This is a genomic window from Streptomyces sp. NBC_01013 (genome assembly GCF_045162765.1).
Taxonomy (GTDB): Bacteria; Actinomycetota; Actinomycetes; order Streptomycetales; family Streptomycetaceae; genus Streptomyces.
This window is the reverse complement of record NZ_CP108687.1, coordinates 6,804,789-6,831,547: the sequence shown is the minus strand read 5'-3', so window position 1 is coordinate 6,831,547 and position 26,759 is coordinate 6,804,789. Positions and strand designations below refer to the sequence as shown.

Sequence of the window (26,759 nt, the reverse complement as noted above, 5' to 3'; positions counted from 1 at the left end):
CCGTTCAGCGACGGGGGAAGGGCGAGCGGCCGTTGCGGGCGCGCCACAGGACGACGGCCAGGGCCAGCAGGATCGCGCCGATGCCGCCCGCCGCCGGGGCCAGCCAGTCCGCGGGACCGTCGTCCGCACGGGGCGGGGTGGGGCCGGAGCCGAAGTACTGCTTGCGGTAGCCGGCCGCGGCGGAGTCCGCGCGCAGCCCGCCGGGGCGCAGGGAGGCGCCCGCTTCGATGGCCGCGGCCGGGTCGACGATTCCGTAGCCGCGGGCGTCGTCGCGGCCGGTGGACGGGGAGTTGCGGGCGGTGTCCGTGAGGAGCTTCTTGATCTGGGCGGGCGAGAGGCCCGGATGGGCGGCACGCACCAGCGCGACCGCGCCGGAGACGAACGCCGATGCTGCGGAAGTGCCCCACTCCACGTAGTACTTGCGGTCGGGAGCGGGGACGACGATGTCGACCCCGGGCGCGCTCACGGTGGCGTACCAGCGGCGGGTGGAGAACGAGGCGTGGGTGCCGTACCGGTCGACCGCGGCGACCGCGATCACACCCGGGTAGGCGGCGGGGTACGAGATGTGGTCGCCCTTCTCGCCCCCGTTCCCGGAAGAGGCGACGACGACCGCGCCCTTCTTCAGTGCGTACTGGATGGCGGCGTCCTCACCGGGCTCGGGGTGCGCGGACGCGCTGTCGTCGCCGAGGGAGAGGTTGATGACGTCGGCGTCGTGGTCGGCGGCCCAGCGGATGCCGTCGGCGAGGGCGGTCCCGCGGGACTTGCGGGCCTTGGCGCGGGCGGGGTCGCTCGCTTCGAGGATGACCCGGACGGGGAGGATCTTCGCCTCGGGCGCGATGCCGATGACCCCCTCGTCCCCATCGCTGCCGTGGCCCCGGCCGGCGATGATCCCGGCCATCGCGGTGCCGTGCCTGGCCCAGGACCGGTCGCCTCGCCCGGCGCCGAAACCGATCATGTCCTTGCCGTCGAGCACCTGGCCCGTGAGGTCGGGCAGGCTGCCGTCGACCCCGGTGTCGACGACGGCGACGGTGATTCCCTTGCCTCGGGTGGTCTGCCAGGCCCGGTCCGTGTGCAGGGCGTCCAGGCCCCACTGCTGGGCCCGGATGGTGTCCGCTCCGGCAGGGGGTGCGGGCAGCAGCGCGAACGCGGTGGCGGCGCAGACCGCGCCGAGGAGCCTGCGGGGGCGGACGCGGCGGCTCATTCGGGCTTCTCCGTGAGATCGGCGACGGTTCTGCGCAGTCCGCGCTCGACCCGGTCGGCCACGCCCTTGGCCTCGTACCCGAGTCCGGCCTGGGCTGCCGCGGTCGTCGCGTCCACCGCCATCGCCTTCTCGGCAGGCTGCGGGTCGGTGACCTTGCGCCCGTCGGCGAAGCCGGAAACGGCGAACACCACGACGGGCACCTCCGTCAGTACGTGCACGGTCCAGCTGGCGCGCTGCCGGTCGCCGAATCCTGCGGCGGGGCTGTTCTTCACGGCGTACGTACGGGGCATCAGGTCGGCGCGCGCGTCGAGGTGCTCACGGGTGTAGCGGGAACCGAGCGCCCGCATCGCCCCGGTGTCACCCTCGGTGAAGACCAGTCCGACCGTGGTGACGCTGCTGCTCGTCGCGTCGGTGTACGTGGCGCGGAGCAGTCGGGCGCAGCCGACCGGTCGAAGGGTCTTGAGCAGCAGCGGGTCGAGTGCGCCCGTGCAGCCGCTGTCCGGGGCCACGGCGATCCTCGTCCAGACACGGTCGGCGCCGCCGGGTCCCGCGCCGTCGCCCTTGAGCGTCCGGGGGAAGAGCGTGTCGACCGGGATGCTGTGCCAGGCCTCGCGGCCCACGGTGTAGGCGCTGTGTGCCGCGGGATCGGCCGACGAGTCGCTGATGAGCCAGCTGCCGGTGGCGGCCCCGCCGATCAGCCCGAGTCCGAGCACGACACAGACCGCCGCGGCCGCGGTCCTGAAGGGGTGCCGGGTCCGCACGGGCCGGAGCCGGGTGGTGGTCTCGGCCGGCGTCTCGGCCGGGGGGTGGATGTGCGGGGGCCGGTACGGGTACGGCACCGCTGCCCCGAACCGGGCCGGCGGGCCGCCGAGTTCGACGGCGCCCACGGGACGCCGCCGGGTCGCCGCCGGGGGCGTACCGGGCAGGGACGCCGGGGCGCCGGTGGAGGAGACGGGCGGGAACGCCGGTGCCCCGGTGGGGACGGGCGCCTCAACGGGCGGGCCGGGGGGCACGGGGCGCAGGCGGGCGGTCGTCTCCACGGGGGGCGAGGGCTCGGTGGCGGCCGGGGAGAGGGGTCGTGGTGGGGCAGCAGGCGCGGCCGGCGCCGGGCCGCTCGCCGCAGGAGCGGATGCGCGATCGCTCCGCGGCGGGGTGACAGGGCGGGGCGGGACGGCGGTGCCCGTTCCCCGGTCGGCCGGCTCCGGGAGAGGCTGTGGCGGGGCGGTCGGGCGTGGCGGGACGGGAGCGCGCTGCGCCTCGGTACTCATCCGCCCCCCCTGGTCCGTTCCGTACCGCACGCGGACCGGCCGCACTGGCAGGGCCGTTGCTCGCCGCGTGCCGGTCACTCTACGGGCTGGGGAGGGCGTGGTGGGAGCGGGCCGCCACGCCGGACGGGCCCTGGGTGCCGATCTGCGCAGATCGTCCCCCTACCCAGCGGTACAACCGTCTGGCAAGCTGCGGCCATGACTGCCCGTGCCGCTGACCGGACCCGTTACAACCGGGCCACCGCCCATCTCGACGCCCCCATCGCCGTCGTCGACCTGGAGGCGTTCGACGCCAACGCCGACGATCTCGTACGGCGTGCGGCCGGAAAGCCGGTCCGGGTGGCGAGCAAATCGGTGCGCTGCCGTGCCCTGCTGGAGCGTGTCCTGGCGCGGCCCGGATTCGCCGGGATCATGTCGTTCACGCTCGCGGAGTCGCTGTGGCTGGCGCGCGCCGGGTTCGAGGACGTTCTGCTGGCCTATCCGTCAGCCGACCGTTCGGCCTTCGCTGAGCTGGCAGCGGACCCGAAGCTGGCCGCCGCCGTGACCGTGATGGTGGACGACCACGCGCAGTTGGAGCTGATCGACGCCGCGCGGGCCGGGGGCGCGGAGGAGATCCGGGTCTGTCTGGAGCTGGACACCTCGCTGCGGATGCTCGGCGGCCGGGTCAGGATCGGCGCCCTGCGCTCGCCGCTGCGCTCCCCCGCCCAGCTGGCGGAGCTGGCCAGGTCCGTCGCCCGCCGGCCCGGATTCAGGCTGGTGGGACTCATGGCGTACGAGGGGCACATCGCCGGGGTGGGTGACTCGGTCGCGGGACGGCCGCTGCGCTCCCGGGCGATCCGGCTGATGCAGGCCACGGGCCGTCGGGAGCTGGCGGCGCGGAGGGCCGAGGTGGTGCGGGCGGTGCGGGCCGTGGCGCCGGACCTGGAGTTCGTGAACGGCGGCGGCACCGGCAGTGTGCAGCACACCGCGGCGGAGGCCGCCGTCACCGAGATCGCGGCCGGTTCCGGCCTCTACGTGCCGCGGCTGTTCGACAACTACACCTCGTTCACGGCGCGGCCGGCGGCCCTGTTCGCCCAGCCCGTGGTGCGCAGGCCCGGGGTGGGCGTGGTGACGGTGCTCGGTGGCGGTTACCCGGCTTCCGGGGCCGCGGGCGCGGACCGGCTGCCGGTCCCGTACCTCCCGGAGGGTCTGCGCTACGACCCGCAGGAGGGCCCCGGCGAGGTGCAGACCCCACTGCTCGGCGCCCCGGCCGACGATCTGCTGATCGGGGACAAGGTGTGGTTCCGGCACGCGAAGGCCGGTGAGCTGTGCGAGCGGTTCGACGAGCTTCAGCTGATCGAGGGTGACCGGGTGACGGCGACGGTGCCGACGTACCGGGGCGAGGGCCGCACCTTCCTCTGAGCGGGCGATCCACGGCGCCTCAGGGGGCGATGGAGCTGCCGACGCCCCCGCCGGTCCCACGGTCGCCGATCGGCCGGATGCCCTCGGTGAGCGTGTCCATGAGGGCGAGGGGCGGGCCGTCGGGGCCGGCGTCGAAGGCGTAGCGGACGACGACGGGCGACTCGCTGCCGACGGCCGAGGGGAAGACGAGGGACTGGACGTAGCCGCCCGGCCCCTCGGCGGTGACGACCCGCCAGCGCACCCGGTATCCGGTGCGTCCGGCGACGCTGACCGGCCCGGCGGCGATCTGCCGGTGGGAGACGATGCCGCCGTGGATGCGCCGGCCGACGACGTCCTCCTCGTACGCCCGGTCCGCGGCGGCGCCGATGTCCTCCCTGGCGAGCGCCTCGGGCGTGGTGGCGTCGGTGCCGCCCGGGGTGCGGGTGGTCACCGTGCCGTGGTAGCAGAACGACGAGGAGGCCCCGGGGCAGTCGTAGGAGTCGGTCGTGTGGATCGTGAGCAGTTCCCCAGCGGTGCGTTCGGGCCGCTCCCAGCCGTCGGGGATCGGCAGGGTGATGCCGTTGAGCTGGTCGACGAGGACCGCGGGGTCCTCGTCGGCCGGTGCCCCTTCGGGCGACGGGCCGTCGTCGGGCTTCGCGTCGGCGGCGGTGTCGGCGGGGCTCGGGGCCGAGCTGCCCGACCGGGTCGTGGTGGGCGCGGTGTCATCGCCCCTGTTGAGCAGCACCGCTCCCGCCACGGTCACCGCGACGACCACCGCACCGGCCGCCACGATCGCGACGGTCCTGGCGCCCGTGCCGCCGCCTCCTCCGGCTCCCCGGCCGGGACCGGACTGCTGGGTCGCGGCGGGGTGGGTTCGGGTGTGACCGGTCCAGGCCGTCCCGTCCCACCACCGCTCGTGACCGGGGGCGGCCGTGTCCGGGTACCAGCCGGGCGGCGTCGCGTTGCTCATGGCTCCACTCTAGAAGGGTGCTTCAGCGCCCTCCCGGCTTCCGGGCCCTCCCCTACAGCGGTGTGACGTAGGCACCGGAGATGCCGCCGTCGACGAGGAAGTCGGTGGCGTTGACGAACGAGGAGTCGTCGCTCGCCAGGAACGCGACGGCGGCCGCGATCTCGGACGCCTCGGCGAACCGGCCGAGCGGGATGTGCACGAGCCGGCGGGCGGCGCGCTCCGGGTCCTTGGCGAAGAGTTCCCGGAGCAGTGGGGTGTTGACCGGCCCCGGGCACAGGGCGTTGACCCGGATGCCCTCGCGGGCGAACTGGACGCCCAGTTCGCGCGACATCGCCAGCACGCCGCCCTTGGAGGCGGTGTACGAGATCTGCGAGGTCGCCGCCCCCATCCTGGCGACGAAGGAGGCGGTGTTGATGATCGATCCCCGGCCCTGACGCCGCATGTAGGGCAGGGCCGCCTTGCAGCACAGGTAGACGGAGGTGAGGTTGACGTCCTGGACGCGCTTCCACGCCTCCAGCCCGGTGGTGAGGATGGAGTCGTCGTCGGGCGGTGAGATACCGGCGTTGTTGAAGGCGACGTCGACGGAGCCGTACGTGTCCTGCGCCGTCCTGAACAGGGCCTCGACCTGTCCGGGATCGGTGACGTCCACGCGTACGAAGGTGCCGCCGACCGCTTCGGCGGCGGCCTTGCCGGCGGTCTCGTCGATGTCGCCGCAGACCACCTTCGCCCCTTCCGAGGCGAGCCGGTGGGCGGCGGCCAGGCCGATGCCGCTGCCGGCGCCGGTGATGACGGCGGTACGGCCGACGAGGCGGCGACAGATGTTCCCGTGGTCCGTGGTCATACCGTTTCAGGCCTCCGTACTGAGGAAGACGTTCTTGGTTTCGGTGAAGGCGGTAAGGGCGTCCGGGCCCAGTTCGCGGCCGAGGCCGGACTGCTTGAACCCACCGAACGGGGTCCAGTAGCGGACCGCGGAGTGGGAGTTGACGGAGAGATTGCCCGCCCGGACGGCCTGGGCGACGCGCAGCGCGCGCCCCACGTCGCGGGTCCAGAGCGATCCGGCCAGGCCGTAGTCGGTGGCGTTGGCGAGCCGGACGGCGTCCGCCTCGTCCTCGAAGGGCAGGACGACGGCGACCGGTCCGAAGACCTCCTCGGTGGCCACGGGCGCGTCCGCGGTCACGCCGGTGAGGACGGTCGGCGGGAACCAGAATCCGGGGCCCTCGGGCGCGCTGCCGCGGATCGCGGCGGCGTCCTCGGGGACGTACCCGCGCACCCGGTCCAGTTGCGTCCGCGAGATGAGCGGGCCCATCTGCGTCTTCTCGTCGGCCGGGTCGCCGACCACGACGGCGGCGAGGGCCGGGGCGAGGAGTTCGAGGAAGCGGTCGTACGCGGAGCGCTGGACGAGGATCCGGGTCCGGGCACAGCAGTCCTGGCCGGCGTTGTCCAGGAAGGACAGCGGGGCGGCGGCCGCCGCGGCTTCGATGTCGGCGTCGGCGAAGACGATGTTGGGGCTCTTGCCGCCGAGTTCGAGGGTGATCCGCTTCACGCGCTCGGCGCACCTGGCCATGATCTGCTTGCCGACCCGGGTGGAGCCGGTGAAGACGATCTTGGCGACTCCCGGGTGCTCGACCAGCGCGTTGCCGGCCTCGTCGCCCGCACCCGGCAGCACCTGGAAGAGGTGCTCGGGAAGGCCCGCGTCCAGGGAGAGTTCGGCGAGCCGGAGTGCGGTCAGCGGGGTGGTCTCGGCGGGTTTCAGGACGACGGCGTTGCCTGCGGCGAGTGCGGGGGCGGCCCCCCAGGCGGCGATCGGCATGGGGAAGTTCCACGGGGCGATCACCCCGATGACGCCGAGGGGTTCGAGCAGGGTGATGTCGATGCCGCCGGGGACGGGGATCTGCCGGCCGCTGAGCCGCTCGACTCCCCCGGCGGCGAAGTCGAGCAGATCGCGGACGTTGCCCGCCTCCCAGCGCGCGTTGCCGATGGTGTGCCCGGCCTCCTGGACCTCCAGCCGGGCCAGCTCCTCGGCGTGGGAGTCGACGACGGCGGCGAACCGGCGCAGCAGCCGGGCCCGGTCCCCGGGGGCGAGTGCCGCCCAGGCCCGCTGCGCCGCGGCGGCGCGGGTGACCGCGGTGTGCACCCCGGCCGCCGTGGTGGCGGGGACGGTGGCGAGGAGTTCCTCCGTCGCCGGGTTCAGTACCTGGTGCTCACGGATCAAGGGGGCCCTCACAGGCGTTCGAAGGAGCGGCGGAGCTCCCAGTCGGTCACCGCGGCGTCGAAGGCGTCGAGTTCGACGCGTGCCATGTTGCGGTAGTGCGCGACGACTTCGTCACCGAAGGCCTCGCGGGCGATCTCGCTGTGCTCCCAGAGCCCGGCCGCCTCCCGCAGGGTGGTGGGGACGTGGTCGTAGGCGGCGGCGTAGGCGTTTCCCTCGCAGGGCTCGGGCAGTTCGAGTGCGTGCTCGATGCCGTACAGGCCCGCCGCGACGAGTGCGGCCACGGCGAGGTACGGGTTGACGTCACCGCCGGGGAGCCGGTTCTCCAGTCGCAGGGACTGGTCGTGGCCGACGACGCGCAGTGCGCAGGTGCGGTTGTCGTGGCCCCAGGCGACGGCCGTCGGGGCGAACGAGCCGGGCTGGAAGCGCTTGTAGGAGTTGATGTTCGGCGCGTGGAGGAGGGAGAAGTCGCGCAGGGCGGCGAGCTGGCCGGCCAGGAAGTGGCGCATGACGGGGGACATGGACCCGTCGGTGTCCGCCATGACGCTGCGGCCGGGTTCACCGGTGGACCGGAGGGAGAGGTGGATGTGGCAGGAGTTGCCCTCGCGCTCGTTGAACTTGGCCATGAAGGTGAGCGCGACGCCCTCCTGCGCGGCGATCTCCTTGGCACCCGTCTTGTAGACGGCGTGCTGGTCGCAGGTGACCAGCGCCTCGTCGTACCGGAACACGATCTCGTGCTGGCCGGGGTTGCACTCTCCCTTGGCGGACTCGACGGTCAGGCCCGCGCCCGCCATCTCGTTGCGGATGCGGCGCAGCAGGGGCTCGACGCGGCCGGTGCCGAGGACGGAGTAGTCGACGTTGTACTGGTTGACCGGGGTCAGGTCGCGGTAGCCGCGGTCCCAGGCCTGTTCGTAGGTGTCCTTGAAGACGATGAACTCGAGCTCGGTGCCGACGTGGGCCGTGTAGCCGTGCTCCGCGAGGCGCTCCAGCTGGCGGAGCAGGATCTGGCGGGGCGCGGCGTTGACGGGTGAGCCGTCGGCCCAGGTGAGGTCGGCGGTGACCATGGCGGTGGCCTCGTGCCAGGGCACCCGCCGCAGGGTGCTGAGGTCGGGGTGCATGGCGAAGTCGCCGTAGCCGCGGTCCCAGGAGGACATGGTGTAGCCGTCGACGGTGTTCATGTCGGTGTCGACGGCGAGGAGGTAGTTGCAGCCCTCGGTTCCGTGCCCCACGACCTCGTCGAGGAAGAAGGCGGCGGCAAAGCGTTTGCCCTGGAGGCGCCCCTGCATGTCGGGGAAGGCCAGGACCACGGTGTCGATCTCACCGCCGGCGACGAGGAGGCGGAGTTCCTCGACGGCGAGCGGGGCTGTTCGGTCGGACACGGATGGATCCTCTCCTCGCGGGCCGACAGATGATCCAAATCTATGGGCAGGGCAAGGGATTTGGATACGGTGCCGGTTCGTTCCGCGTGCCGTGCGAGTGAAGTGAGGCGTTGGATGAACCGTCCGCTGATCGGGATCAGTACCTACCTGGAGGCGTCGGCGCGCTGGGGGGTCTGGGACCTGCCGGCCACGCTGCTGCCCGCCGGATACGCCCGGCTGGTCCGGGAGGCCGGCGGGGCAGCCGTGCTGCTGCCACCGGACGCGCCCGAGCTCGCGGCGTCGCTGGTGGCCCGGCTCGACGCGGTGGTGGTGGCGGGCGGGCCGGATGTGGAGCCCGCGCGGTACGGGGCGGAGCGCGACCCCCGTTGCGGGCCGCCCGCGCCGCAGCGGGACGGCTGGGAGGCGGCGCTGATCGCGGCGGCGCTGGAGTCCGGCACGCCGCTGCTCGGGATCTGCCGCGGGATGCAGCTGCTCAATGTGGCGCTCGGCGGCACGCTGACGCAGCATCTGGACGGGCACGCGGGGCCGGACGGGGCGACGGGGGTCTTCGGCACGCACGCGGTGGCACCGGTGCCCGGTACGCGTTACGCCTCCGTGGTGCCGGGGGCCTGCGACGTGCCCACCTACCATCACCAGGCCGTCGACCGGCTCGGCGCGGGCCTGGTCGCCTCGGCGCACGCGGCGGACGGGACGGTGGAGGCGGTCGAGCTCCCCGGTGCGGGGTGGGTCCTCGGGGTGCAGTGGCATCCGGAGGCGGGGGACGACGTGCGGGTGATGCGGGCGTTGGTGGCGGCGGCCTCCACGGCCGGCTGAGGCGGTGCGTGCTCGGGGCGTTCGGTGGTCCCACGGGGAGCGGGCGGCCGCCCCGGGCGGCCGCCCGCTCCCCTGCGGCGTAGCGTGGCGTACAGGAGAAGATCCGTCGCCGTCCCGTCGGGCCGCCCGTCGTGAGCGCGACCGGCCGTCTGCCCGCCCCTCCGTCCCGTGGCCCGATGACGAGAGGAGGAACGATGTCTGTCGCAGCACCGGATGCAGTGAAGCAGGAGGTGTTCGCGGGCCGCATGCTTCAGGTGGTGAACGACACCTGCCTTGGTCTGATGGCGGGCCTGGGTCACCAGAGCGGCCTGTTCGACACGATGGCCACGATGGCCCCGGCCACGAGTGCGGAGATCGCGCAGGCCGCCGGTCTGAACGAGCGGTACGTCCGGGAGTGGCTGGGCGCGATGGTCGTCGGCGGCGTCGTCGACTACGCACCCGAGGAGCGCACCTACGCCTTGCCGCCCGAGCACGCCGCCTCACTGACGCGGGCGGCCGGGCCCGACAACCTGGCCAGGATCGCGCAGGACTTCGGCATGATGGGCGAGGTCGAGCAGCAGGTGCTGGAGGCGTTCCGTACTGGTGGCGGGCTCCCGTATTCGGCGTATCCGCGGTTCCAGAGCCTCCAGGCGGAGGAGTCCGGTGAGGTCTTCGACCTGGCCCTGGTCAACGGGATCGTTCCGCTGGTGCCCGGTCTCACGGAGCGGTTGCGCGACGGCATCGAGGTGCTGGACATCGGTACCGGCCACGGTCACGCGGTCAACGTCCTGGCCCGTGCCTTCCCGGCGAGCCGCTTCCAGGGGCTCGACATGTCCGAGGAGGGCATCGCCGCCGCTCGCGCCGAGGCCGCCGCGCTGGGGCTCACCAACACCGCCTTCGACATCGGCGACTGCGCCGAGGTGTCCGGTTCCTACGACCTGATCACGGCGTTCGACGTCATCCACGACCTGGCCCGGCCGGAGCGCACGCTGGCCGCCGTCGCCGCCTCCCTGGCACAGGACGGCACGTTCCTGATGGGGGACATCGCGGCGTCCAGCCGCCTGGAGGACAACATCGAACACCCGCTGGGCCCCGCGCTGTACACGTTCTCGGTGTTCTACTGCATGAGTGTCTCGCTGGGCGAGGGCGGTGAGGGTCTGGGCACCGTGTGGGGTGAGCAGTCCGCCCGGAGGATGCTCGGCGAAGCGGGATTCGGCCGGATCGACACCCAGCGGGTCGAGGGCGACATCCTGAACGTCTACTACGTGGCGCGGCGGTGAGGGTGCGGTCCGCGGCCGCGACCGGTCACCCGTCGAGCCGGCTGCGGAGCCACCCCAGGGCCGCCGCGCCCTGGGCCGCCTGGAACGCCCTGAGCGTCGGGAGGCCCGGCGGGTCCGCGCGCAGCGAGTGCGCGACGAAGTAGCCGGCCAGGGCGGTGAGTACGGCGGTGACCCCGGCCGGATCGGCCTCCCGGCCGAGCGGGTGGGCGGTGAAGGTGGCCTCCGGGTCGGGGCCGCCCTGAGCCGCGATGCACGGCAGCATCGCCAACAGGTCGAACCAGGGCGCGGCCCGCATCGCGTGGGGCCAGTCGACGAAGACGACGCGGTCCTCGGTGAGCAGGATGTTGTCGGCGCGCAGGTCGCCGTGGACGAGGCTGTCGCCTTCGGCGAGCTCGGCCCACCCGGACTCCAGTTCCGCGAGTGCGCCGAGCCGACGGGCCGCCCAGGGGTCGAGCCGGGTGGTGTCTCCTGCCGCGTACAGGGTCCGCCAGCCGGTGAACATCGTGGTCTTGCCCGCGGCGGCGGACGGAGCGTCGACCGGGGCCGGGGTGAGGATGTGCGACAGGTCGCCGACGGCCGTCAGGACGCGGTGCAGCTCGGCCGGGTCCCAGGGGACGCGGGGCTGGCGGCCCTCGATGTCCTCCAGGACGAGGGCGACGCAGATGCCGTCGTCGTACGAGCCGAGCAGCTTCGGTACGGGGGCGTGGGGCGGGAGCGCCGCGGTGTTCCGGGCCTCGGCGCGGTGCTGCTCGGGGCTGTCGGGGTTGACCTCGGCGCTCACGGCCTTCACGAAGGCGCGCCCGCCGTTGGCGAGCCGGACCCGCGCGGCGACTCCGGGCGAGAACCCGCCGCTCTGGCTGCGGACCTCGACGACCGGTGCCCCGAGGATGTCCTGGACGGCGTTGCGTACGGTGTCCGGCAGGTCGGCCCAGTGGTGGCGGACACCCGTGGCGGGCGGTGCGGTCACGGTCATGCGCCCATCCTTCCCGCTCGGAGGGAGGGGGCACCAGCGGATTTCCGACGGCTGCGGGCGCCGGGCTCCTCAGTCGCCGGCCGGGCTCGACTGCGTCAGGGAGAGCAGGTCACGGGCCGGGCCGGTGGGCCGGTGACCCGACGGCCAGACGGCGCGGAGCTGGCGGCGCAGGCGGACCCCGGCGATCGGCACCTTGACCAGGCGCCGGGCGGACAGTTCCTCGCCGAGTGCCAGTTCGCTCAGGACACAGGGTCCGGCGCCGCTCTCCGCCGCCCCCTTCACCGCCGTGGTGGAGGAGAGTTCCAGGAGCGGCTGGGCCAGCCCCCCGTGCACGGCGAGTGCGGCGTCCAGGACCTGGCGGGTGCCGGAGCCGTGCTCGCGCAGGATCAGTGGCGTCCCGGCCAGCTCCTGCGGAGTCAGCGGGGCGCGGCGGCGGGCCCAGGCGTGGGAGGGGGCGACCACGACGACCAGGCGGTCGTGCGCGATGACGGTGCCGTCGAGCCCTTCCGGTACGGACAGCCCCTCGACGAAGCCGAGATCCGCCTCGCCGGTCAGCAGGCGTTGCGCGACCACCGCGGAGTTGCCGGCGTGCAGCGAGACCGCGGTGTCGGGCCGTGCGCCGCGCAGGGCTATCAGCCAGCCCGGGAGCAGGTACTCGGCGATGGTCATGGACGCTGCGACGCGCAGCCGGGAGTCGCGGCGGTCCCGCAGGGCCTGGGCGCCGGCGTCGAACGCCTCGGCGGCCTCGACGACCCGGCGCGCCCAGTCGGTCACGAGCGCTCCCGCGTCCGTGAGGCGGGAGCCCCGGGGCGAACGGTCGAGGAGGGCGAGGCCGAGCTGCCGTTCCATCGAGCGGATACGGCTGCTGGCGGCGGGCTGGGTGATGCCCACGTCACGGGCTGCCCGTCCGAGGCTGCCGTGCCGGGCGACGGCGAGGAGCAGTTCCAGTGCGCCGAGATCGGGAACCCGGTGGGAGAGGAGTGCAGGCGCGTCGCTGGTCATAAGTTCACCTTATGACCTCATAGGCCCGGGCTCCCTGGCGGGGGACGATCCGGGCGCCGAGAATCAATGGCATGGCCATCTTTCCGCAGATCCGCACCGCTCCCCCGTACTCCGCCGCCGCCCGGCGGCCGGCCCTGCGGCACTTCGGCCCCAACTGGTACGCGACCGTCATGGGCACCGCCATCGTGGCGAGTGCGGGCGTCGCGCTGCCCGTGCACGTCCCCGGGCTGCGGGCGGCCTGCGCGATGGTGTGGGTACTCGCCGCGGTCCTGCTCGCCGTCGTGCTGACCGCCCGTGCCGGGCACTGGGCGGCCCATCGCGACCAGGCCCGCGCCCATCTCCTGGATCCGGCGGTCGCGCCGTTCTACGGCTGCCTCTCGATGGCCCTGCTGGCCGTCGGCGGGTCCGGGATGGTGGTGGGCAAGGACGTGATCGGCCATCAGGCGGCCCTGACCCTGAACGTGCTGCTGTACACCGCGGGCACGCTGACCGGGCTGGCCGCCGCCGTGGTGATTCCGTACCTGATGATCGTGCGCCACCGGCCGGAGCCCGGCACCGCCTCCCCGGTGTGGCTGCTGCCGGTGGTGGCGCCCATGGTGTCGGCCGCACTCGGGCCGCTGCTGGTGCCGGAGCTGCCCGAGGGGCAGTGGCGGGAGGGGCTGCTGCTCGCCTGCTACGCGATGTTCGGGCTGAGCCTGCTGGCGACGCTGGTGATGCTGCCGCTGATCTTCGCCCGGCTGGTCCACCGGGGTCCGCTGCCGCTCGTACTGACGCCCACCCTGTTCCTGGTGCTCGGCCCGTTGGGCCAGTCGACGACCGCGGTCAACGCGCTGGCCGATGTGGCGCCGGGCGCGATCAGGACTCCTTATGCCTCGGCCCTCGGCTCGTTCGCGGTGCTGTACGGGGTGCCGGTCATGGGGTTCGCCCTGCTGTGGCTGGCGCTGTCCGTCGCCCTCGTGGTGCGGGCGCTGCGCGGCGGGATGACGTTCGCCATGACGTGGTGGGGCTTCACCTTCCCCGTCGGTACGTGTGTGACGGGGGCTGCCGGTCTGGCCCGGCACACAGGTCTGACCGCGTTCACGTGGCTGGCTGTCGCGCTCTACGTGCTGCTGGTGGCGGCCTGGGCGGTGGCCGGGGCGCGCACGGTGCGCGGGCTGCTCAGCGGGGTGCTGCTCGCAGCACCCCAGGGGCCTGCACCGGCGGCAGCCCCCGCAGCCTGAGCGTTGCCCCGCCGGGGGCGCCTCAGCGCCGCGGATCGAAGGTCGCGTCGATGTGCTCGGCGACCGCGACGACCAGCAGGCGGGTACCGGGCACGGTGGCCCGCCAGCGGTGGCGCACCCCGCCCGAGAGGAACAGCGTGTCGCCGCGCTCCAGCCGGTAGGCCTGCCCCTCGGCCTCGACCTCGGCGGCGCCCTCCGCGACGTACATCACCTCGTCGTTGCGGTGCTGGAACTCACGCCCGAGGTCGAGTTCCCCGGTGAATTCGAGGGCGCTGAGCTGATGACGGCCGCGCACCACCCTGCGGACGCCGTCCTCCGGCCCGCCGCGCACGACGTCGACGGCCCGTGCGGAGTCCGCGGCGGCGCGCAGGCGTGCGGTGGTGGTCTCCAGGGCTTCGGCGACCCGGTCCAGGGAACGGGGACTGGGTCTGGCCCGCTCGTTCTCGATCTGGCTCAGGAACGGCACGGACAGGCCGCTGCGCGAGGCGACAGCGGCCAGGGTGAGTCCCAGGGATCTGCGCTGTCGGCGGACCGCGGCGCCCACCCGGAGTGTTTCCTTGTCGTCCATGTCCGGCTCCCTCCCGACTCGCCATCCTTCCGGCTGCGAGCACCTTACGCACTCCGTTGCGCGAGGTCGGCCGGGAAAGAGTCGTCCGGACAGCCGGAAAGGGTGGGCACCGCCCTCGGCGGTGCCCACCCTTTCGCGTGCCGCCGCCCCTGGTGAGGGGCCGCCGCTGCTACTGCTGAGGAGCCATCTTGTCCGCGATGCCCGGATTCTTGTCCATCCAGGCCTTCACGGCCTCCTCCTCGTGCCCCGCGCCGCGCTTCTGGATCTGGTTCTCCAGGCCGGCGAGCTGGTCCTCGCCGAGCTTGAAGTCCTTGAACCACTTGGTGAGCTGCGGATAGTTCTCCGGGAACGCCTTGGAGGCGATGGTGTGCAGCCGGTCGCCGTCACCGAAGGCCTTCTTCGGGTCCTGGAGCTTGGTCATTTTGTACTCGCTGTACGCCCAGTGCGGGGTCCACAGCACGACGGCGATGGGCTCCTTCTTGGCGTACGCGCGCTTCAGCTCGGCCAGCATGGCCGGCGTGGAGCCGTCGACGACCTTGTACTCGCCGTCCAGACCGTAGGTCGGCAGCACGTTCTTCTTGAGGTTCTCCATCGTGGCGGTGCCCGGTTCGATGCCGACGATCCGGCCCTTGAACTGCGCGCCCTTGCCCTTCAGGTCGGCCAGCGACTTCACGTCCTTGACGTAGTCGGGTACCGCGATCTCGATGGAGGTGGGGCCGTACCACGAACCGATGTCGGTCAGCTTGCTGCCGTACTTCTCCCAGTAGTTCTTCTGGGTGTACGGAAGCCAGCCGTCGAACTGCACGTCGATCTGGCCGCGGGACATGGCGGCGTACATCGGGCCGACCTCGAACTGCTTCAGGTTGATCTTGTAACCGCGGTCCTCCAGGACGGCCTTCCACAGGTACGTGGCGGCGATGTCCTCCTCCCAGGGGAACCAGGCCATCTCGACGGCGCGGTCGCGCTCGTCCTTGCCGTTCGCGCCCTTGGACGTGGCGGCCTTCTTGACCGGGGTCCACTTGTCGGCGACGCCGGGGTTGGCCTTCAGCCAGGTCCGGACAGCCTCCTGCTCCTTGCCGGAGCCGCTCTTCTGGATCTGCGCCTCAAGACTGGTGAGCTGGTCCTCGGTCATCTTGAAGCTCTTGAGCCAGTTGCCGACCTCGGGGTTGTCGGCCGCGAAGCCCTTGCGGGTCAGCGTGTGGATGCCGTCACCCTTGCCCCAGAGGTTCTTGGGGTCCTTGAGCTTGGTGAGTTCGTACTGGTTGTACGCCCAGTGCGGCGACCAGAGAGGAACGACGATCGGTTCCTTCTTGGCGTACGCGCGCTTCAGCTCGGCCAGCATGGACGGGGTGGACCCGTCGACGACCTTGTACTCCTTGTCCAGGCCGTAGCCCGGCAGGATCTTGTCCTTGAGCAGGCCCGTCTCACCGGCGCTCGGCTCGATGCCGACGACCCTGCCCTTGAAGTCGGACGCCTTGCCCTTGAGGTCGTCGAGCGAGTCGACGCCCTTCACGTACGAGGGGACGGCGAGCTCCAGGGAGGTCGGGCCGTACCAGGAGCCCATGTCCTCCAGGCGGTCCTTGTACTTCTTCCAGTACGCGGCGTGGGTGACGGGCAACCAGGAGTCGGTCTCGAAGTCGATCTGGCCACCGGCCATGCCGGTGTACAGCGCGCCGGCCTCGTACTGCTTGACGTCGACCTCGAAGCCGCGTTGCTCCAGCAGTTCCTTCCACAGGAAGGTGGAGGCGATGCCTTCGTCCCACGGGATGTAGCCCATGCTGATCTTCTTGCCGGCCCCGATGTTCTTCGGGTCGGAGCTCGCGGTGCCGTCCGCGTCCGAAGAACCGAACAGGCCCGCGCCGCCTGCGACGAGCGCGAGGACGACGATGCCGACCACGGCGACGACGGGCTGCGGGCGGTGGTTCCACACCTTGAGTCCGCCGGTCATCGACTGTGCCTTGGCGAGCGCGCGGCGGGCGAGCGGCGAGACCTCGCGGCCCAGGGCGCTGGTCATGCGGTCCAGGTACATCGCCAGGATGACGATGGAGATGCCCGCCTCGAAGCCGAGGCCGACGTCGACGTTGCCGATGGCGCGGTAGACGGAGCCGCCCAGGCCGCCGCCGCCGACCATGCCGGCGATGACCACCATGGACAGGCCCAGCATGATGACCTGGTTGATGCCCGCCATGATCGTGGGCAGGGCGAGCGGCAACTGCACCCGCAGCAGGGTGTTGCGCGAGGTGGTGCCGAAGGCCTCGGCCGCCTCGACGAGTTCGGCGTCGACCTGCCGGATGCCGAGTTCGGTCATCCGGACGCCCGGGGGCAGCGCGAAGATGATGGTGGCGATGATGCCGGGGACCACGCCGACGCCGAAGAAGATGACGCCGGGGATCAGGTAGACCATGGCGGGCATGGTCTGCATGAAGTCGAGGACCGGCCGGGTCACCGCGCTGACGGTCTTCGAGCGGGATGCCCAGATACCGAGGGGGACGGCCAGGACCAGCGTCACGATGGTCGCGACGAGCACCAGGGTGAGGGTGTCCATCGCTTCGTCCCACAACTCGATGGAGTCGATGAGGGCGAAGCCGACGAACGCGAGCACACCGGCGAGCAGGCCGCGCAGCCACCAGGCGATGACGGCCACGATGCCCGCGAAGAGCAGGGGGGCGGGGGCGGAGAGTACGGCGGCGATGCCGTCGAACATGCCGCTCACGACGGAACTGATGGCGTCGAAGAGCCAGGCCAGGTGGGTCTGGAGCCAGTCGACGGCGGAGTCGACCCAGTCGCCCAGGTGGAGCCTAAACACTGGCCACCTTCTTCAGTGCGGCCGGGGCGTCCTGGGGAGCCTCGGCGGGGGTCATCGGCTCACCGAGCACGGCGAGCAGCCGGGCCCTCGGCACGACGCCGACGAGCTTGCCCTTGTCATCGGTCACGGCGACCGCGACCCCGCTCTGCGAGCAGGGAGTGAACAGCTCGATGATCGGGGTGGACTCGGCGACGGTGGCCGGCGCCTCCCGAAGGACGTCGGCGGGCGTACGCAGCTCCTTGCCGTCGTCCGTCGTGGTGCCCATCACGGTGTGCGGCTCGGCCATGATGGCGCCCGCGGTCAGCACCCGGGAACGGTCGACGTCCTGGGTGAAGGAGGCGACGTAGTCGTTGGCCGGGGTGACGAGGATGTCCTCGGCGCTGCCGAGCTGGACTATCTCGCCGTCGCGCATCACGGCGATGCGGTCGCCGAGGCGCATGGCCTCGTTGAGGTCGTGGGTGATGAAGACGATGGTCTTCTTCAGCCGCTTCTGCAGCTCCAGGAGCTGGTCCTGCATGTCGCGGCGGATCAGCGGGTCGAGCGCACTGAAGGACTCGTCCATCAGGAGCAGGTCGGCGTCGGTGGCGAGCGCGCGGGCCAGACCGACGCGCTGCTGCATACCGCCGGAAAGCTCGTCGGGCCAGGACTTCTCCCAGCCGGCGAGGCCGGTCAGCTCCAGTGCCTCGGTGGCGCGGCGGTTGCGCTCGGCACGCGGCACACCCTGCACCTCGAGGCCGTAGGCGGCGTTCTCCAGGACGCTGCGGTGGGGGAAGAGCGCGAAGTGCTGGAACACCATGCTGATCTTGGTGGAGCGGACGTGGCGCAGCTCGGCGGGGCTCAGGGCAGTCAGGTCCTGGCCGTCGAAGAGCACCTTGCCGGCGGTGGGCTCCAGCAGCCCGTTGAGCATGCGGAGCAACGTGGACTTGCCGGACCCGGACAGGCCCATCACGACGAAGATCTGGCCCGGTTCCACGGTGAATGACGCGTCGATCACCGCGGCGGTCGTTCCGTCGGCGCGCAGTGCGTCGCGGTCCGTGCCGCTCTCGAGCTTCTGCACGGCTTGAACGGGTCGTCTGCCGAAAACTTTGTACAAGTGTTCGGCTTGCAGCCTTGACACATACACCTCACGCGTTGAACCGAAAAACGGTCTGCCACCCCCTCCGGCAGACCGTGGAGCGGTGCGGATTCGGTCCGCATGGCACGTGCACCGGTCGAAAACGGGACGTGGTCCGCTCCGGTGCCGCGCCTGCCCCCGCTTATACGAAGCAAACGCAGGAGTGACCCAGTTCACAGGGGACCGGTCCCGGGTACGGGAACCGCGTCCGCGGCGGCCACTGTCGGTGGGGTGCGGCATCATCGGGGTGTGACGCGACGCCTGATGCTCCTCGACACCGCCTCCCTCTACTTCCGCGCCTACTTCGGGGTGCCCGACTCGGTGCGCGCACCGGACGGGACACCGGTCAACGCCGTGCGCGGGCTGCTGGACTTCATCGGCCGGCTCGTGCAGGACCACCGGCCGGACGACCTGGTCGCCTGCTGGGACGCGGACTGGCGGCCGCAGTGGCGGGTGGACCTGATCCCCTCGTACAAGGCGCACCGCGTCGCCGTGGAGACGGGCGCGGGGCTGCCCGACGAGGAGGAGACCCCCGACACACTGGCCCCACAGGTGCCGGTCATCGCGGACGTTCTCGACGCCCTGGGCATCGCCCGGGTCGGCGTCGCGGGATACGAGGCCGACGATGTGATCGGCACGCTGACCGGCCTGGCAGCCGGCCCGGTCGACATCGTCACCGGCGACCGCGACCTCTACCAGCTGGTGGACGACGCCCGCGAGATCCGGGTGCTCTACCCGCTGAAGGGCGTCGGCACCCTCCAGGTGACGGACGAGGCCTGGCTCCGCGAGAAGTACGGGGTGGACGGCTCCGGGTACGTCGACCTGGCCCTGCTGCGCGGCGACCCGAGCGACGGACTGCCCGGCGTCCCCGGCATCGGCGAGAAGACAGCGGCGAAGCTGCTGGACGCGTTCGGCGACCTGGCCGGAATCATGGCGGCGGTCAACGATCCGGCCGCCAGGCTGACGCCCTCCCAGCGCAAGCGGCTCGACGAGGCCCGCGACTACGTGGCCGTCGCGCCGACCGTGGTCCGGGTCGCGGGTGACGTACCACTGCCGGAGTTCGACCCCGCTCTGCCCAGGGAACCGCGCGATCCCGCGACGCTCGAAGCGCTTGCGGACCAGTGGGGACTGGGCGGAGCACTGCAGCGCCTGCTCTCCACACTGACCTCCTGAAGTGTTAGGTTAGGTGACCCTAAGGCCGATGGTCCCGTGTATGGGCCACCGGTCCGGTATCCGGAGCAGGGAGACAACCTCGTGGCAGAACGACCGGCGCGGCGGGCACCCAAGGCGCAGGGTGCGCAGGTTCTGCGCACCGAGCAGATCACCCCGCACATGATCCGGGTGGTGCTCGGCGGCGACGGTCTCGCCGGCTTCACGCTGTCCGGCTTCACCGACCACTACGTCAAGCTGTGCTTCGCCCCCGAGGGCGCCGACTACGCACACCCCTACGACATGGCCCGCATCCGCGAAGAGTTCCCCCGCGAGCTCTGGCCCACGACGCGTACGTACACCGTGCGCTCCTGGGACCCGGACACCCGGGAGCTGGCGATCGACTTCGTGGTGCACGGCGACGAGGGCCTCGCGGGCCCGTGGGCGGCACGCGCGGCGGCGGGCGACCAGGTGACCTTCCTGGGCCCCGGCGGCGGCTACGGCCCCGACGCCTCGGCCGACTGGCACCTCCTGGTGGGCGACGAGAGCGCGCTGCCGGCCATCGCCGCGGCGCTGGAGCAGATGCCCGCGGGCGCGGTCGTGCACGCGCTCATCGAGGTCGCGGACGCCGCGGAGGAACAGAAGATCGCTGCGCCGGACGGCGTCGGGATCACCTGGCTGCACCGGGGCGGGCGCCCCGTGGGCGAGGCGCTCACCGCCGCGGTGAAGGAGCTGGAGTTCCCCGCCGGCGACGTCCAGGCGTTCGTCCACGGCGAGGCGGGCTTCGTCAAGGAGATCCGCCGCCATCTGCGGCTCGACCGCGGGATCCCCCTGCCGCAGTTGTCGATCTCCGGCTACTGGCGGCTCGGCCAGAACGACGACGCGTGGCGCTCCGTCAAGCGCGAGTGGAACGAGCAGGTGGAGCGCGAGCAGGAGAGCGCCGCGTAGGCCCTGACTCTCCATCACACCGTGCCCCGGTCCGTGGACCGGGGCACGGCCATGTGCGCCAGGCACTGACTCCGCATCCCGGCTCGGCGCCGACGGCTCAGCCGTTCGCCTCCTCACCGAAGGCCCGCGCCGACGCGTCGACGTGCGCGAGCCGCCGCAGGGCGGCGAACATCGCCTCGCCGAGCACCGTGCCGACGACCACGCTCTCCACCAGGTCCTCCCGCGCCACCCGGCGTCCGACGTAGTCGAGATCGGCCCGCGCGACCTGTTCGGCGGCGGCCGCGTAGTCGTCGAGCAGCTCGACGAAACTGCCGTGGCCCGCCCGGCGCAGCGCCACCAGCACCTCGGCCAGGGACTCGCCACCCGGGCTGCGCGCCCCGGACAGCCAGCCCCGGCGCTCCAGCAGTCCGGCCACGTCCTCGCGGGCGTCCTCCAGCTCGGCGTCCGCGTCGTCGCCCCACATCGGCGCGATGCTCTTGGCGGCCGCGCCCATCACGTCGTGCAGCGGCTGGCGCGGGTCCTCCATCACCCGGAGCACCTCCCCGATGGCCGACAGCGGGAGCCCGCCGACGTCCAGCAACGCGCGGATCAGCCGCAGCCGCCGCTCATGCCCGTCGTCGTAGCGGGCCTGGTTGGGGCTGGTCAGCTGCCCGGCAGGCAGCAGCCCCTCCCGTACGTAGAACTTGATCGTCGGGACCGGAACCCCGGACCTCCGGCTCAACTCGCCGATGCGCACTGCGTGTTCTCCCTCTGACCGCTTGCCAACCCGCATCCCATCATAGATAGTTCCACTATCAGATAGTGGCGAGCGCCACTATCCATAATGTCTTTGGGGATCACATGCCGCACTGGCGCACCTGGCACCGCCCGTTAGTCCTCTTCGCCGTCGCCATGGCCGTGATGACGGTCGTCTCGGGCGTGGGCCTCCTGGCCGACGACCGGGTCCTGGCGGGCGCGGCGATCTGGTTCAAACCCTTCAAGTTCGCGGTCTCGTTCGTGGTGTACGCCCTCGCGCTCGCCTGGATGCTGGCGCACCTCACCCGGGGCCGGCGCACCGGCTGGTGGGCCGGGACCGTGATCGCGCTCGCCAGCCTCGTCGAGATGGCGATCATCACGTTGCAGGTCGTCCGCGGGAAGCGCAGCCACTTCAACCACGCCACACCCTTCGACTCCTCGCTGTTCGCCGCGATGGGCGCCACCGTGGTCATCCTGTGGGCCGGCACCCTGGTCGTCGCGATCCTGCTGCTGCGCGCCCGCTTCGCGGACCGCGCCTTCGCCTGGGCCATCCGCTCGGGCGTTCTCCTGGCCCTGGTGGGCGCCGGTTTCGGCTTCCTCATGACGCAGCCATCGGCGGGGCAGAGGGCGGCCGGGAACCTGGACACCGCCGATGTGGTGGGTGCGCACGCCGTGGGTGTACCGGACGGCGGACCCTCGATGCCACTCACCGGCTGGTCGACGACCGGCGGCGATCTGCGCATCCCGCACTTCGTCGGGATGCACGCACTCCAACTGCTCCCCCTGTTCCTGCTGGCGCTGGTCGCGCTGGCGCCGCGCTTCGCCCGGCTGCGTGACCCCCAGGTCCGGCTGCGTCTGGTCCTTGTCGCGGCGGGCGCCTACGGGGCGGTCACTGCCCTGGTCGCCTGGCAGGCACTTCGTGGCCAGCCGCTGACCGGCCCGGACGGTGCGACGCTCGCCGCCGCCGCGCTCGTCCTGGCCGCCACCGCCGCCGGCACGTACGGCGCACTGCGGTCGCGCTCCGGGAGGCACACCACTCCCGTCGTCGAGAAGGAGCTCGTGTCATGACCGGTGCCCTCTTCGAGGCCTCGTTCGCGCTGGCGGCGCCGTTCTGGCTGCTCATGATCTTCTTGCCCGGGCGGGCGGTCACCGCCAGGGTTGCCGCCTCGCCGCTGACCGTCCTGCCGGTGCTTGCCGTCTACCTGGCGATGGCCCTTCCGGTGCTTCCCGAGCTCTGGACGGCGGTGAGCAGCCCTGACATCGACGCGTTCCGCGATCTGACCGTGCTGGCGAACGGGGCTGGGGCGGTGTGGGCGCAGGTCATCGCCTGGGACCTGCTGCTGGGGCAGTGGATGTTCCTGGAGAGCCGCCGGCTGGGGATCTCGCCGTATGTGATGGGCCCGCTGCTGGTGCTGACGATTCTGCTCTCGCCTTTCGGGCTGCTGCTCTTCCTGGCCCTGCGCGCGGTCCGGGCGCGCGGAACCCGGCCCGGGAGCGGGCTCCCGGGCCGGACGGGCAACACGGTGACGCGCCGTTGAGGGACCGCCCCTCAGACGGACTTCTGGTACGAGCGGAAGGTGCGCGTCGACAACCGGACCGCGATCAGGGCAAGCACCAGCAGGGCTCCCCCGCGGCTGAGCACCAGGCTCTGGTCGGGGTCCGCCGTCAGCGCCGAGCGGCCCGCCACCATCGCCCAGTTGACCGGGTTGAAGTCGGCGATGTGACGCATCCAGGAGGGCATCTGGCTCGGGGCCATGAAGGAGGTGGAGAGGAAGGTCAGCGGCAGGAGCAGGAAGGTGTTGATGCCGATGATCGACTCGCGCTGGCGGACCAGCATGCCGAGGGCGTTGGAGAGCGCGCCGAAGATCGTACCGAGCAGGATCGAGGCGAGGACCAGGACCAGCAGCCCGCCCGCTCCGCCCGGGTAGGTGGCGCCCGCGGCCCAGCCGAGCAGGACGATGATCACCGACTGCACCGCTGTGCTGATGCCGTTCTGCACGACGTTGGCGTTCATCAGCGCGTTGCGGCTGACGGGCGTCGTCAGGAAGCGGTTGAGCGTGCCGCGCTCGATCTCCTCCAGGGTGCCCATTCCGGCCCACATGCTTGATCCGAGGGCGCTCATCACGACGATGCCGGGGATCAGGTAGTCCAGGTAGGACGTGGTGCCGAAGCCGCCGAGTTCCACGACCTTCTTGAAGAGGTTGCCGAACAGGAACAGCCAGATCACCGGCTGGATCAGCGAGATCACCAGGAAGACCGGCTGCCTGAGGATCGCCATCAGCTGACGCTGGGTCATGTACCAGGTCTGGGCGACTGCTCGACTGCTCATCGGGTGCCTCCTGCGGCGGCCGGTGCGGGGGCGTTGGGCGGGCCTGCGGCCTCCGCCTCGGAGAACCGGCGGCCGGCGTATCTCAGATAGACGTCGTCGAGGGAGGGGCGGGCGACGGTGGCGGCGGCCACGGCCGCGCCGGCCCGCTCCAGCGCGGCGAGCAGCACCGGGACGGCGGCCGCCCCGTCCTCGGCCCGGACGCTGACCCGGCGGCCGTCGACGAGCACCTCGTAGACACCGGGCAGTCCGGCGAGTGCAGCCGTGACGGCCTCGCGGTCGCCCTCGGCGCGCAGCTCCACATGGACCGCGTCACCCCTCAGTTCGCCCTTCAGGTCGTCGGGGGAGCCCTCGACGACGATGCGGCCGCGGTCGACGATCGCTATGCGTTCAGCGAGCCGGTCGGCCTCCTCCAGGTAGTGCGTGGTCAGCACGATGGTCAGGCCCTCGTCGCCGGCCAGCCGCGAGATCTCCTCCCACATGGCCGTACGCGCCTCCGGGTCGAGGCCCGTCGTCGGCTCGTCGAGGAAGAGCACCTCGGGACGGTGCACCAGGCCCAGCGCCACGTCGAGTCGGCGCTGCATCCCGCCGGAGTACCCCTTGACCTGGCGTTTCCCTGCGTCCGCGAGGTCGAAGCGGTCCAGCAGCTCATCGGCACGGCACTGGACGGCGGCGCCGCGCATTCCGTGGAGCCGGCCCTGGAGCACCAGGTTCTCCCGACCGGTGGCGACCGGGTCGGCGCCGGACTTCTGGGCGACCACGCCGATGGCCCGGCGGACCCGGTCGGGGTGGCGCAGCACATCGTGTCCGGCGACGGACGCGGTGCCGGAGTCCGGGCGGGCGAGGGTGGTGAGGATCTTGACGGTGGTGGACTTGCCTGCGCCGTTGGGCCCGAGGAGCCCGAAGACGGTGCCGGGGGCGACGGTGAGGTCCATCCCGCTGAGTGCGGTGACGTCACCTGGATAGGTCTTGATCAGTTGCCGCGCCTGGACGGCGGGCGCACGGGTGCTCATGACGGAGCTCTCCTGTGGTGGTCGGCCGGGCACGTGGGTGCCCGCTGGGCCGAGCCGGTCCGCGTGAGGAGTGCCGGGCTATCCTGGGTGTGCCGCACCTCGATCGCCTGGCGTGCCTCACGGCTTGTCCGGTCCGGGGTTCGAGACCCTGGCGGGTGCTGCTCCAACAGCTCCCGCCGGGGTCTTCTTTCATTGGTCCGCCCCCTCCGTCACACGGTGTGTCCGGGGTCGAGGACGATGTCCTGCTCATCCAGGTCCTGCCAGTCCCGGGGCACCTCACCGGTCTCGTGGAATGCCTTCCATTCCTCGATTCCGCTGATGGCGGAGTCGGCGATTTCCTTGCGGAAACCCCTGATCCACTCCAACTGCGCCTCGATCATGTGGAGCTGGTACTCGCTCTCCACGACGAAGACCCGGGGCAGCAGATTCCCCAGCTGGGCGAGCACACCGCGGAGCGCCGCGGCGCGGACGCTCTGGGCCTGTTCCCGGTCCGACAGGAGCTCCGCCACCTCGTCCGGCGGCAGCACCGGCAGGAGCGACAGGGCGGTGTCGAAGACGGGGAATTCCGCGGCCGGCACCGCGATCAGGTCGGACAGCCAGTCCAGCATCTCGGCGCGCCCGGTCTCGGTGATGCCGTACAGCGTGCGCTCCGGGCGGTTGCCCTGCCGTTGCACGCCCGTGACCTCCACATAGCCGTGCTTCTCCAAATTCTGGACCACGGTGTAGAGCGAGCCGAAGTTGATCTTGACGCTGTGCTCTTTGCCTCGCCGGCGGAGGGTCTGGGCGATCTCGTACGGATGCATGGACCGCTCCGCGAGCAGCACCATCACCGTGAGCGCCAGCGGATTGCCGAGCTTGCGCCGTTTGGCCACGACACCCACCACCTCTCACCTCGTCGTCGAATACTCGTGACCGAACATATCGCGAGGCCTCAGTGTCGTCAACCACGATGTATCGCGAATTTGCCAGGACGTGGAAGGATCTCGTGCTCTGACCAATCCGCGCCGCCACCGGCTCCGAATCACCTAGCGAGACCGATGAGCACCCTGGGAGGACGCCCGCGTGAAAGAAGCCGTGTACATCAGCGGACCCCCTTCGGTGGGGCCCGATCTGCAGGAACTGCTGGGGATGGTCGCCCGGGGCGATCAGGACGCCTTCTCCCAGGTGTACGAGGCGGTGTGCGGGCCCGTGCTCGGACTGGTGCGCAGCGTCCTGCGTGATCCGGCCCAGTCGGAAGAGGTGGCGCAGGAGGTCCTGGTCGAGCTGTGGCGGACGGCGCCGCGCTTCCAGGCCGCTCGCGGGAGCGCCATGAACTGGGTACTGACTCTCGCCCATCGGCGGGCGGTGGACCGGGTGCGCTCGGTCGAGGCATCGACAGCCCGGGAGCACAAGGCCGCCCTGCTCGACCGAACCCCGGCCTTCGACCACGTCACCGAACAGGTGGAGACCCGGCTGGAGCGCGAGCAGGTGCGCCGCTGCATGCGCACGCTCTCCGAGTTGCAGCGGGAGTCCGTCACCCTGGCGTACTACCGCGGCCTGACCTATCGCGAAGTGGCGGAACTGCTCGCCGTGCCGCTCGGAACGATCAAGACTCGACTGCGCGACGGGCTGATCCGGCTGCGCGACTGCCTCGGGGTGAGCGCATGAGTGACGCCGGACTGCACACACTGACCGGGGCCTACGCCCTGCACGCCCTGCCGGAGTCCGAGCGCGGGGAGTTCGAGAGGCACCTGAGCGACTGCGAGGCCTGTTCCGTGGAGGTGCGCGAGCTCACGGAGACCGCGGCCCGGCTCGGGCTCGCCGTCTCCGCCGCGCCGCCGCGGGAGCTGCGCGAGCGGGTGCTGCGGGAGATCGCGACCGTACGCCAGGAGCCGCCGTCCGCCGGCCGTCGTGCCCGCGCCGGGAGCGACGGGTCTGGCGCCGCAGTGCGGGCCCGGCGGTGGCCGGCGTTCACGCTCGCCGCGAGCCTGGCCGCGGCGGCCGGTTTCGGTGGCGTGGCGGTGTGGCAGCACCAGGAGGCGCAGGACGCCCGGAAGGAGGCCCGGGCCACGCAACAGCGCAACGACCAGCTCACCCGGGTCCTCACCGCGCCCGACGCTCAGTCGCGGTCCGGCCCGCTCACGAACGGCGCGACGGGCACCGTGGTGGTCTCCAGGAGCCAGGACCGCGCCGTCTTCCTGGCCTCGGGGCTGGCCGAGGCACCCGGCGGCAAGGTGTACCAGCTGTGGTTCGACGACGACGGCGCGATGCGCCCCGCCGGTCTGATGCGGGCCTCGGCCGGCTCGCCGACGACGTACGCGGCCCTGCTCGACGGTCCGGTGGACGGCGCCACGGGCATGGGCGTCACCGTGGAACCAGCGGGCGGCTCGGCGAAGCCGACCTCGGCGCCGATGGCCCTGATGCATCTGCCGCCGGCGTAGGCCGGACGG

Annotated in this window: 25 protein-coding genes; 10 read left to right on the top strand and 15 right to left on the bottom strand. The window is 72.0% G+C overall.

Annotation, left to right across the window (positions count from 1 at the left end; translation table 11 throughout):
• Nucleotides 1-4: 4 nt before the first annotated feature.
• Both mycP and OG538_RS29770 read right to left on the bottom strand, forming a co-directional pair.
• Nucleotides 5-1,201: a type VII secretion-associated serine protease mycosin gene (gene mycP, locus OG538_RS29775; protein ID WP_406098534.1), complete on the bottom strand. Its 1,197-nt coding sequence runs from the start codon at nucleotides 1,199-1,201 to the stop codon at nucleotides 5-7.
• The gene (locus tag OG538_RS29770; protein ID WP_406100366.1) at nucleotides 1,198-1,962 is read right to left on the bottom strand and encodes a hypothetical protein; all 765 of its coding nucleotides are present in this window, start codon (nucleotides 1,960-1,962) and stop codon (nucleotides 1,198-1,200) included. Before OG538_RS29770 ends, mycP begins: the two co-directional genes overlap by 4 nt.
• Nucleotides 1,963-2,664: 702 nt before the next feature.
• On the opposite strand from OG538_RS29770, the gene OG538_RS29765 reads away from it, so the two are divergent.
• Nucleotides 2,665-3,867, top strand: a complete 1,203-nt coding sequence (locus tag OG538_RS29765; RefSeq protein ID WP_406098533.1) for an amino acid deaminase/aldolase — start codon at nucleotides 2,665-2,667, stop codon at nucleotides 3,865-3,867.
• Between the two features lie 19 nt (nucleotides 3,868-3,886).
• Here OG538_RS29765 and OG538_RS29760 read toward each other — a convergent pair whose 3' ends face one another.
• The 4 genes from OG538_RS29760 to OG538_RS29745 are packed head-to-tail and all read right to left on the bottom strand — an operon-like array spanning nucleotide 3,887 to nucleotide 8,404.
• Entirely contained in the window at nucleotides 3,887-4,816 is a 930-nt protein-coding gene (locus OG538_RS29760; protein ID WP_406098532.1) for a DUF2510 domain-containing protein, read from the bottom strand.
• A 52-nt stretch (nucleotides 4,817-4,868) separates the two neighbouring features.
• The gene (locus tag OG538_RS29755) at nucleotides 4,869-5,657 is read right to left on the bottom strand and encodes a 3-oxoacyl-ACP reductase (protein ID WP_406098531.1); all 789 of its coding nucleotides are present in this window, start codon (nucleotides 5,655-5,657) and stop codon (nucleotides 4,869-4,871) included.
• A gap of 6 nt (nucleotides 5,658-5,663) precedes the next feature.
• On the bottom strand, nucleotides 5,664-7,028 hold the full coding sequence (locus OG538_RS29750) for an aldehyde dehydrogenase family protein (protein ID WP_406098530.1): 1,365 nt from the start codon (nucleotides 7,026-7,028) through the stop codon (nucleotides 5,664-5,666).
• A gap of 8 nt (nucleotides 7,029-7,036) precedes the next feature.
• Entirely contained in the window at nucleotides 7,037-8,404 is a 1,368-nt protein-coding gene (locus OG538_RS29745; RefSeq protein ID WP_406098529.1) for a glutamine synthetase family protein, read from the bottom strand.
• A 114-nt stretch (nucleotides 8,405-8,518) separates the two neighbouring features.
• On the opposite strand from OG538_RS29745, the gene OG538_RS29740 reads away from it, so the two are divergent.
• Both OG538_RS29740 and OG538_RS29735 read left to right on the top strand, forming a co-directional pair.
• Nucleotides 8,519-9,217: a gamma-glutamyl-gamma-aminobutyrate hydrolase family protein gene (locus OG538_RS29740; RefSeq protein ID WP_406098528.1), complete on the top strand. Its 699-nt coding sequence runs from the start codon at nucleotides 8,519-8,521 to the stop codon at nucleotides 9,215-9,217.
• Between the two features lie 194 nt (nucleotides 9,218-9,411).
• Entirely contained in the window at nucleotides 9,412-10,476 is a 1,065-nt protein-coding gene (locus OG538_RS29735) for a class I SAM-dependent methyltransferase (protein WP_406098527.1), read from the top strand.
• Nucleotides 10,477-10,501: 25 nt separating this feature from the next.
• Here the strand turns inward: OG538_RS29735 and OG538_RS29730 are convergent, their stop codons facing one another.
• Nucleotides 10,502-11,449, bottom strand: coding sequence for a phosphotransferase family protein (locus OG538_RS29730; RefSeq protein WP_406098526.1), 948 nt, complete (start codon nucleotides 11,447-11,449; stop codon nucleotides 10,502-10,504).
• A 69-nt stretch (nucleotides 11,450-11,518) separates the two neighbouring features.
• On the bottom strand, nucleotides 11,519-12,451 hold the full coding sequence (locus OG538_RS29725) for a LysR family transcriptional regulator (RefSeq protein ID WP_406098525.1): 933 nt from the start codon (nucleotides 12,449-12,451) through the stop codon (nucleotides 11,519-11,521).
• A gap of 71 nt (nucleotides 12,452-12,522) precedes the next feature.
• On the opposite strand from OG538_RS29725, the gene OG538_RS29720 reads away from it, so the two are divergent.
• The gene (locus OG538_RS29720) at nucleotides 12,523-13,671 is read left to right on the top strand and encodes a TDT family transporter (RefSeq protein WP_406098524.1); all 1,149 of its coding nucleotides are present in this window, start codon (nucleotides 12,523-12,525) and stop codon (nucleotides 13,669-13,671) included.
• A 22-nt stretch (nucleotides 13,672-13,693) separates the two neighbouring features.
• Here OG538_RS29720 and OG538_RS29715 read toward each other — a convergent pair whose 3' ends face one another.
• The 3 genes from OG538_RS29715 to OG538_RS29705 form a co-directional block, all read right to left on the bottom strand.
• Nucleotides 13,694-14,239, bottom strand: coding sequence for a helix-turn-helix domain-containing protein (locus tag OG538_RS29715; RefSeq protein ID WP_406098523.1), 546 nt, complete (start codon nucleotides 14,237-14,239; stop codon nucleotides 13,694-13,696).
• 169 nt (nucleotides 14,240-14,408) lie between these two features.
• Entirely contained in the window at nucleotides 14,409-17,045 is a 2,637-nt protein-coding gene (locus tag OG538_RS29710; protein ID WP_406098522.1) for an ABC transporter permease/substrate binding protein, read from the bottom strand.
• A complete protein-coding gene (locus tag OG538_RS29705) occupies nucleotides 17,038-18,102 on the bottom strand; it encodes a glycine betaine/L-proline ABC transporter ATP-binding protein (protein ID WP_406098521.1) in 1,065 nt (354 codons plus the stop codon). Before OG538_RS29705 ends, OG538_RS29710 begins: the two co-directional genes overlap by 8 nt.
• Before the next feature lie 321 nt (nucleotides 18,103-18,423).
• On the opposite strand from OG538_RS29705, the gene OG538_RS29700 reads away from it, so the two are divergent.
• A complete protein-coding gene (locus tag OG538_RS29700; protein WP_406100365.1) occupies nucleotides 18,424-19,332 on the top strand; it encodes a 5'-3' exonuclease H3TH domain-containing protein in 909 nt (302 codons plus the stop codon).
• Nucleotides 19,333-19,413: 81 nt separating this feature from the next.
• Complete coding sequence (locus OG538_RS29695) at nucleotides 19,414-20,256, top strand: siderophore-interacting protein (RefSeq protein ID WP_406098520.1); 843 nt, start codon at nucleotides 19,414-19,416, stop codon at nucleotides 20,254-20,256.
• Nucleotides 20,257-20,353: 97 nt separating this feature from the next.
• On the opposite strand, the gene OG538_RS29690 is transcribed toward OG538_RS29695, so the two are convergent.
• The gene (locus OG538_RS29690; protein ID WP_406098519.1) at nucleotides 20,354-20,992 is read right to left on the bottom strand and encodes a MerR family transcriptional regulator; all 639 of its coding nucleotides are present in this window, start codon (nucleotides 20,990-20,992) and stop codon (nucleotides 20,354-20,356) included.
• 104 nt (nucleotides 20,993-21,096) lie between these two features.
• On the opposite strand from OG538_RS29690, the gene OG538_RS29685 reads away from it, so the two are divergent.
• Nucleotides 21,097-22,059, top strand: coding sequence for a hypothetical protein (locus OG538_RS29685; RefSeq protein WP_406098518.1), 963 nt, complete (start codon nucleotides 21,097-21,099; stop codon nucleotides 22,057-22,059).
• Complete coding sequence (locus OG538_RS29680) at nucleotides 22,056-22,529, top strand: ABA4-like family protein (RefSeq protein ID WP_406098517.1); 474 nt, start codon at nucleotides 22,056-22,058, stop codon at nucleotides 22,527-22,529. The genes OG538_RS29685 and OG538_RS29680 overlap by 4 nt, the downstream gene beginning before the upstream one ends.
• Before the next feature lie 11 nt (nucleotides 22,530-22,540).
• Here the strand turns inward: OG538_RS29680 and OG538_RS29675 are convergent, their stop codons facing one another.
• The 3 genes from OG538_RS29675 to OG538_RS29665 form a co-directional block, all read right to left on the bottom strand.
• Nucleotides 22,541-23,320, bottom strand: coding sequence for an ABC transporter permease (locus tag OG538_RS29675; RefSeq protein ID WP_406098516.1), 780 nt, complete (start codon nucleotides 23,318-23,320; stop codon nucleotides 22,541-22,543).
• On the bottom strand, nucleotides 23,317-24,330 hold the full coding sequence (locus OG538_RS29670; RefSeq protein ID WP_406098515.1) for an ABC transporter ATP-binding protein: 1,014 nt from the start codon (nucleotides 24,328-24,330) through the stop codon (nucleotides 23,317-23,319). The genes OG538_RS29675 and OG538_RS29670 overlap by 4 nt, the downstream gene beginning before the upstream one ends.
• 209 nt (nucleotides 24,331-24,539) lie before the next feature.
• Entirely contained in the window at nucleotides 24,540-25,202 is a 663-nt protein-coding gene (locus OG538_RS29665; RefSeq protein ID WP_406098514.1) for a PadR family transcriptional regulator, read from the bottom strand.
• Nucleotides 25,203-25,392: 190 nt separating this feature from the next.
• On the opposite strand from OG538_RS29665, the gene OG538_RS29660 reads away from it, so the two are divergent.
• On the top strand, nucleotides 25,393-25,977 hold the full coding sequence (locus OG538_RS29660; RefSeq protein ID WP_406098513.1) for a sigma-70 family RNA polymerase sigma factor: 585 nt from the start codon (nucleotides 25,393-25,395) through the stop codon (nucleotides 25,975-25,977).
• A complete protein-coding gene (locus OG538_RS29655; protein WP_406098512.1) occupies nucleotides 25,974-26,750 on the top strand; it encodes an anti-sigma factor domain-containing protein in 777 nt (258 codons plus the stop codon). The genes OG538_RS29660 and OG538_RS29655 overlap by 4 nt, the downstream gene beginning before the upstream one ends.
• The last annotated feature ends 9 nt before the right edge of the window (nucleotides 26,751-26,759 follow it).

Excerpts from the sequence above, each read along its gene's own strand:
- mycP (WP_406098534.1), bottom strand. The coding sequence starts at position 1,201 with ATGAGCCGCCGCGTCCGCCCCCGCAGGCTCCTCGGCGCGGTCTGCGCC.
- OG538_RS29765 (WP_406098533.1), top strand. The coding sequence starts at position 2,665 with ATGACTGCCCGTGCCGCTGACCGGACCCGTTACAACCGGGCCACCGCC.
- OG538_RS29760 (WP_406098532.1), bottom strand. The coding sequence starts at position 4,816 with ATGAGCAACGCGACGCCGCCCGGCTGGTACCCGGACACGGCCGCCCCC.
- OG538_RS29755 (WP_406098531.1), bottom strand. The coding sequence starts at position 5,657 with ATGACCACGGACCACGGGAACATCTGTCGCCGCCTCGTCGGCCGTACC.
- OG538_RS29740 (WP_406098528.1), top strand. The coding sequence starts at position 8,519 with ATGAACCGTCCGCTGATCGGGATCAGTACCTACCTGGAGGCGTCGGCG.
- OG538_RS29735 (WP_406098527.1), top strand. The coding sequence starts at position 9,412 with ATGTCTGTCGCAGCACCGGATGCAGTGAAGCAGGAGGTGTTCGCGGGC.
- OG538_RS29730 (WP_406098526.1), bottom strand. The coding sequence starts at position 11,449 with ATGACCGTGACCGCACCGCCCGCCACGGGTGTCCGCCACCACTGGGCC.
- OG538_RS29725 (WP_406098525.1), bottom strand. The coding sequence starts at position 12,451 with ATGACCAGCGACGCGCCTGCACTCCTCTCCCACCGGGTTCCCGATCTC.
- OG538_RS29720 (WP_406098524.1), top strand. The coding sequence starts at position 12,523 with ATGGCCATCTTTCCGCAGATCCGCACCGCTCCCCCGTACTCCGCCGCC.
- OG538_RS29715 (WP_406098523.1), bottom strand. The coding sequence starts at position 14,239 with ATGGACGACAAGGAAACACTCCGGGTGGGCGCCGCGGTCCGCCGACAG.
- OG538_RS29700 (WP_406100365.1), top strand. The coding sequence starts at position 18,424 with ATGCTCCTCGACACCGCCTCCCTCTACTTCCGCGCCTACTTCGGGGTG.
- OG538_RS29685 (WP_406098518.1), top strand. The coding sequence starts at position 21,097 with ATGCCGCACTGGCGCACCTGGCACCGCCCGTTAGTCCTCTTCGCCGTC.
- OG538_RS29680 (WP_406098517.1), top strand. The coding sequence starts at position 22,056 with ATGACCGGTGCCCTCTTCGAGGCCTCGTTCGCGCTGGCGGCGCCGTTC.
- OG538_RS29675 (WP_406098516.1), bottom strand. The coding sequence starts at position 23,320 with ATGAGCAGTCGAGCAGTCGCCCAGACCTGGTACATGACCCAGCGTCAG.
- OG538_RS29670 (WP_406098515.1), bottom strand. The coding sequence starts at position 24,330 with ATGAGCACCCGTGCGCCCGCCGTCCAGGCGCGGCAACTGATCAAGACC.
- OG538_RS29655 (WP_406098512.1), top strand. The coding sequence starts at position 25,974 with ATGAGTGACGCCGGACTGCACACACTGACCGGGGCCTACGCCCTGCAC.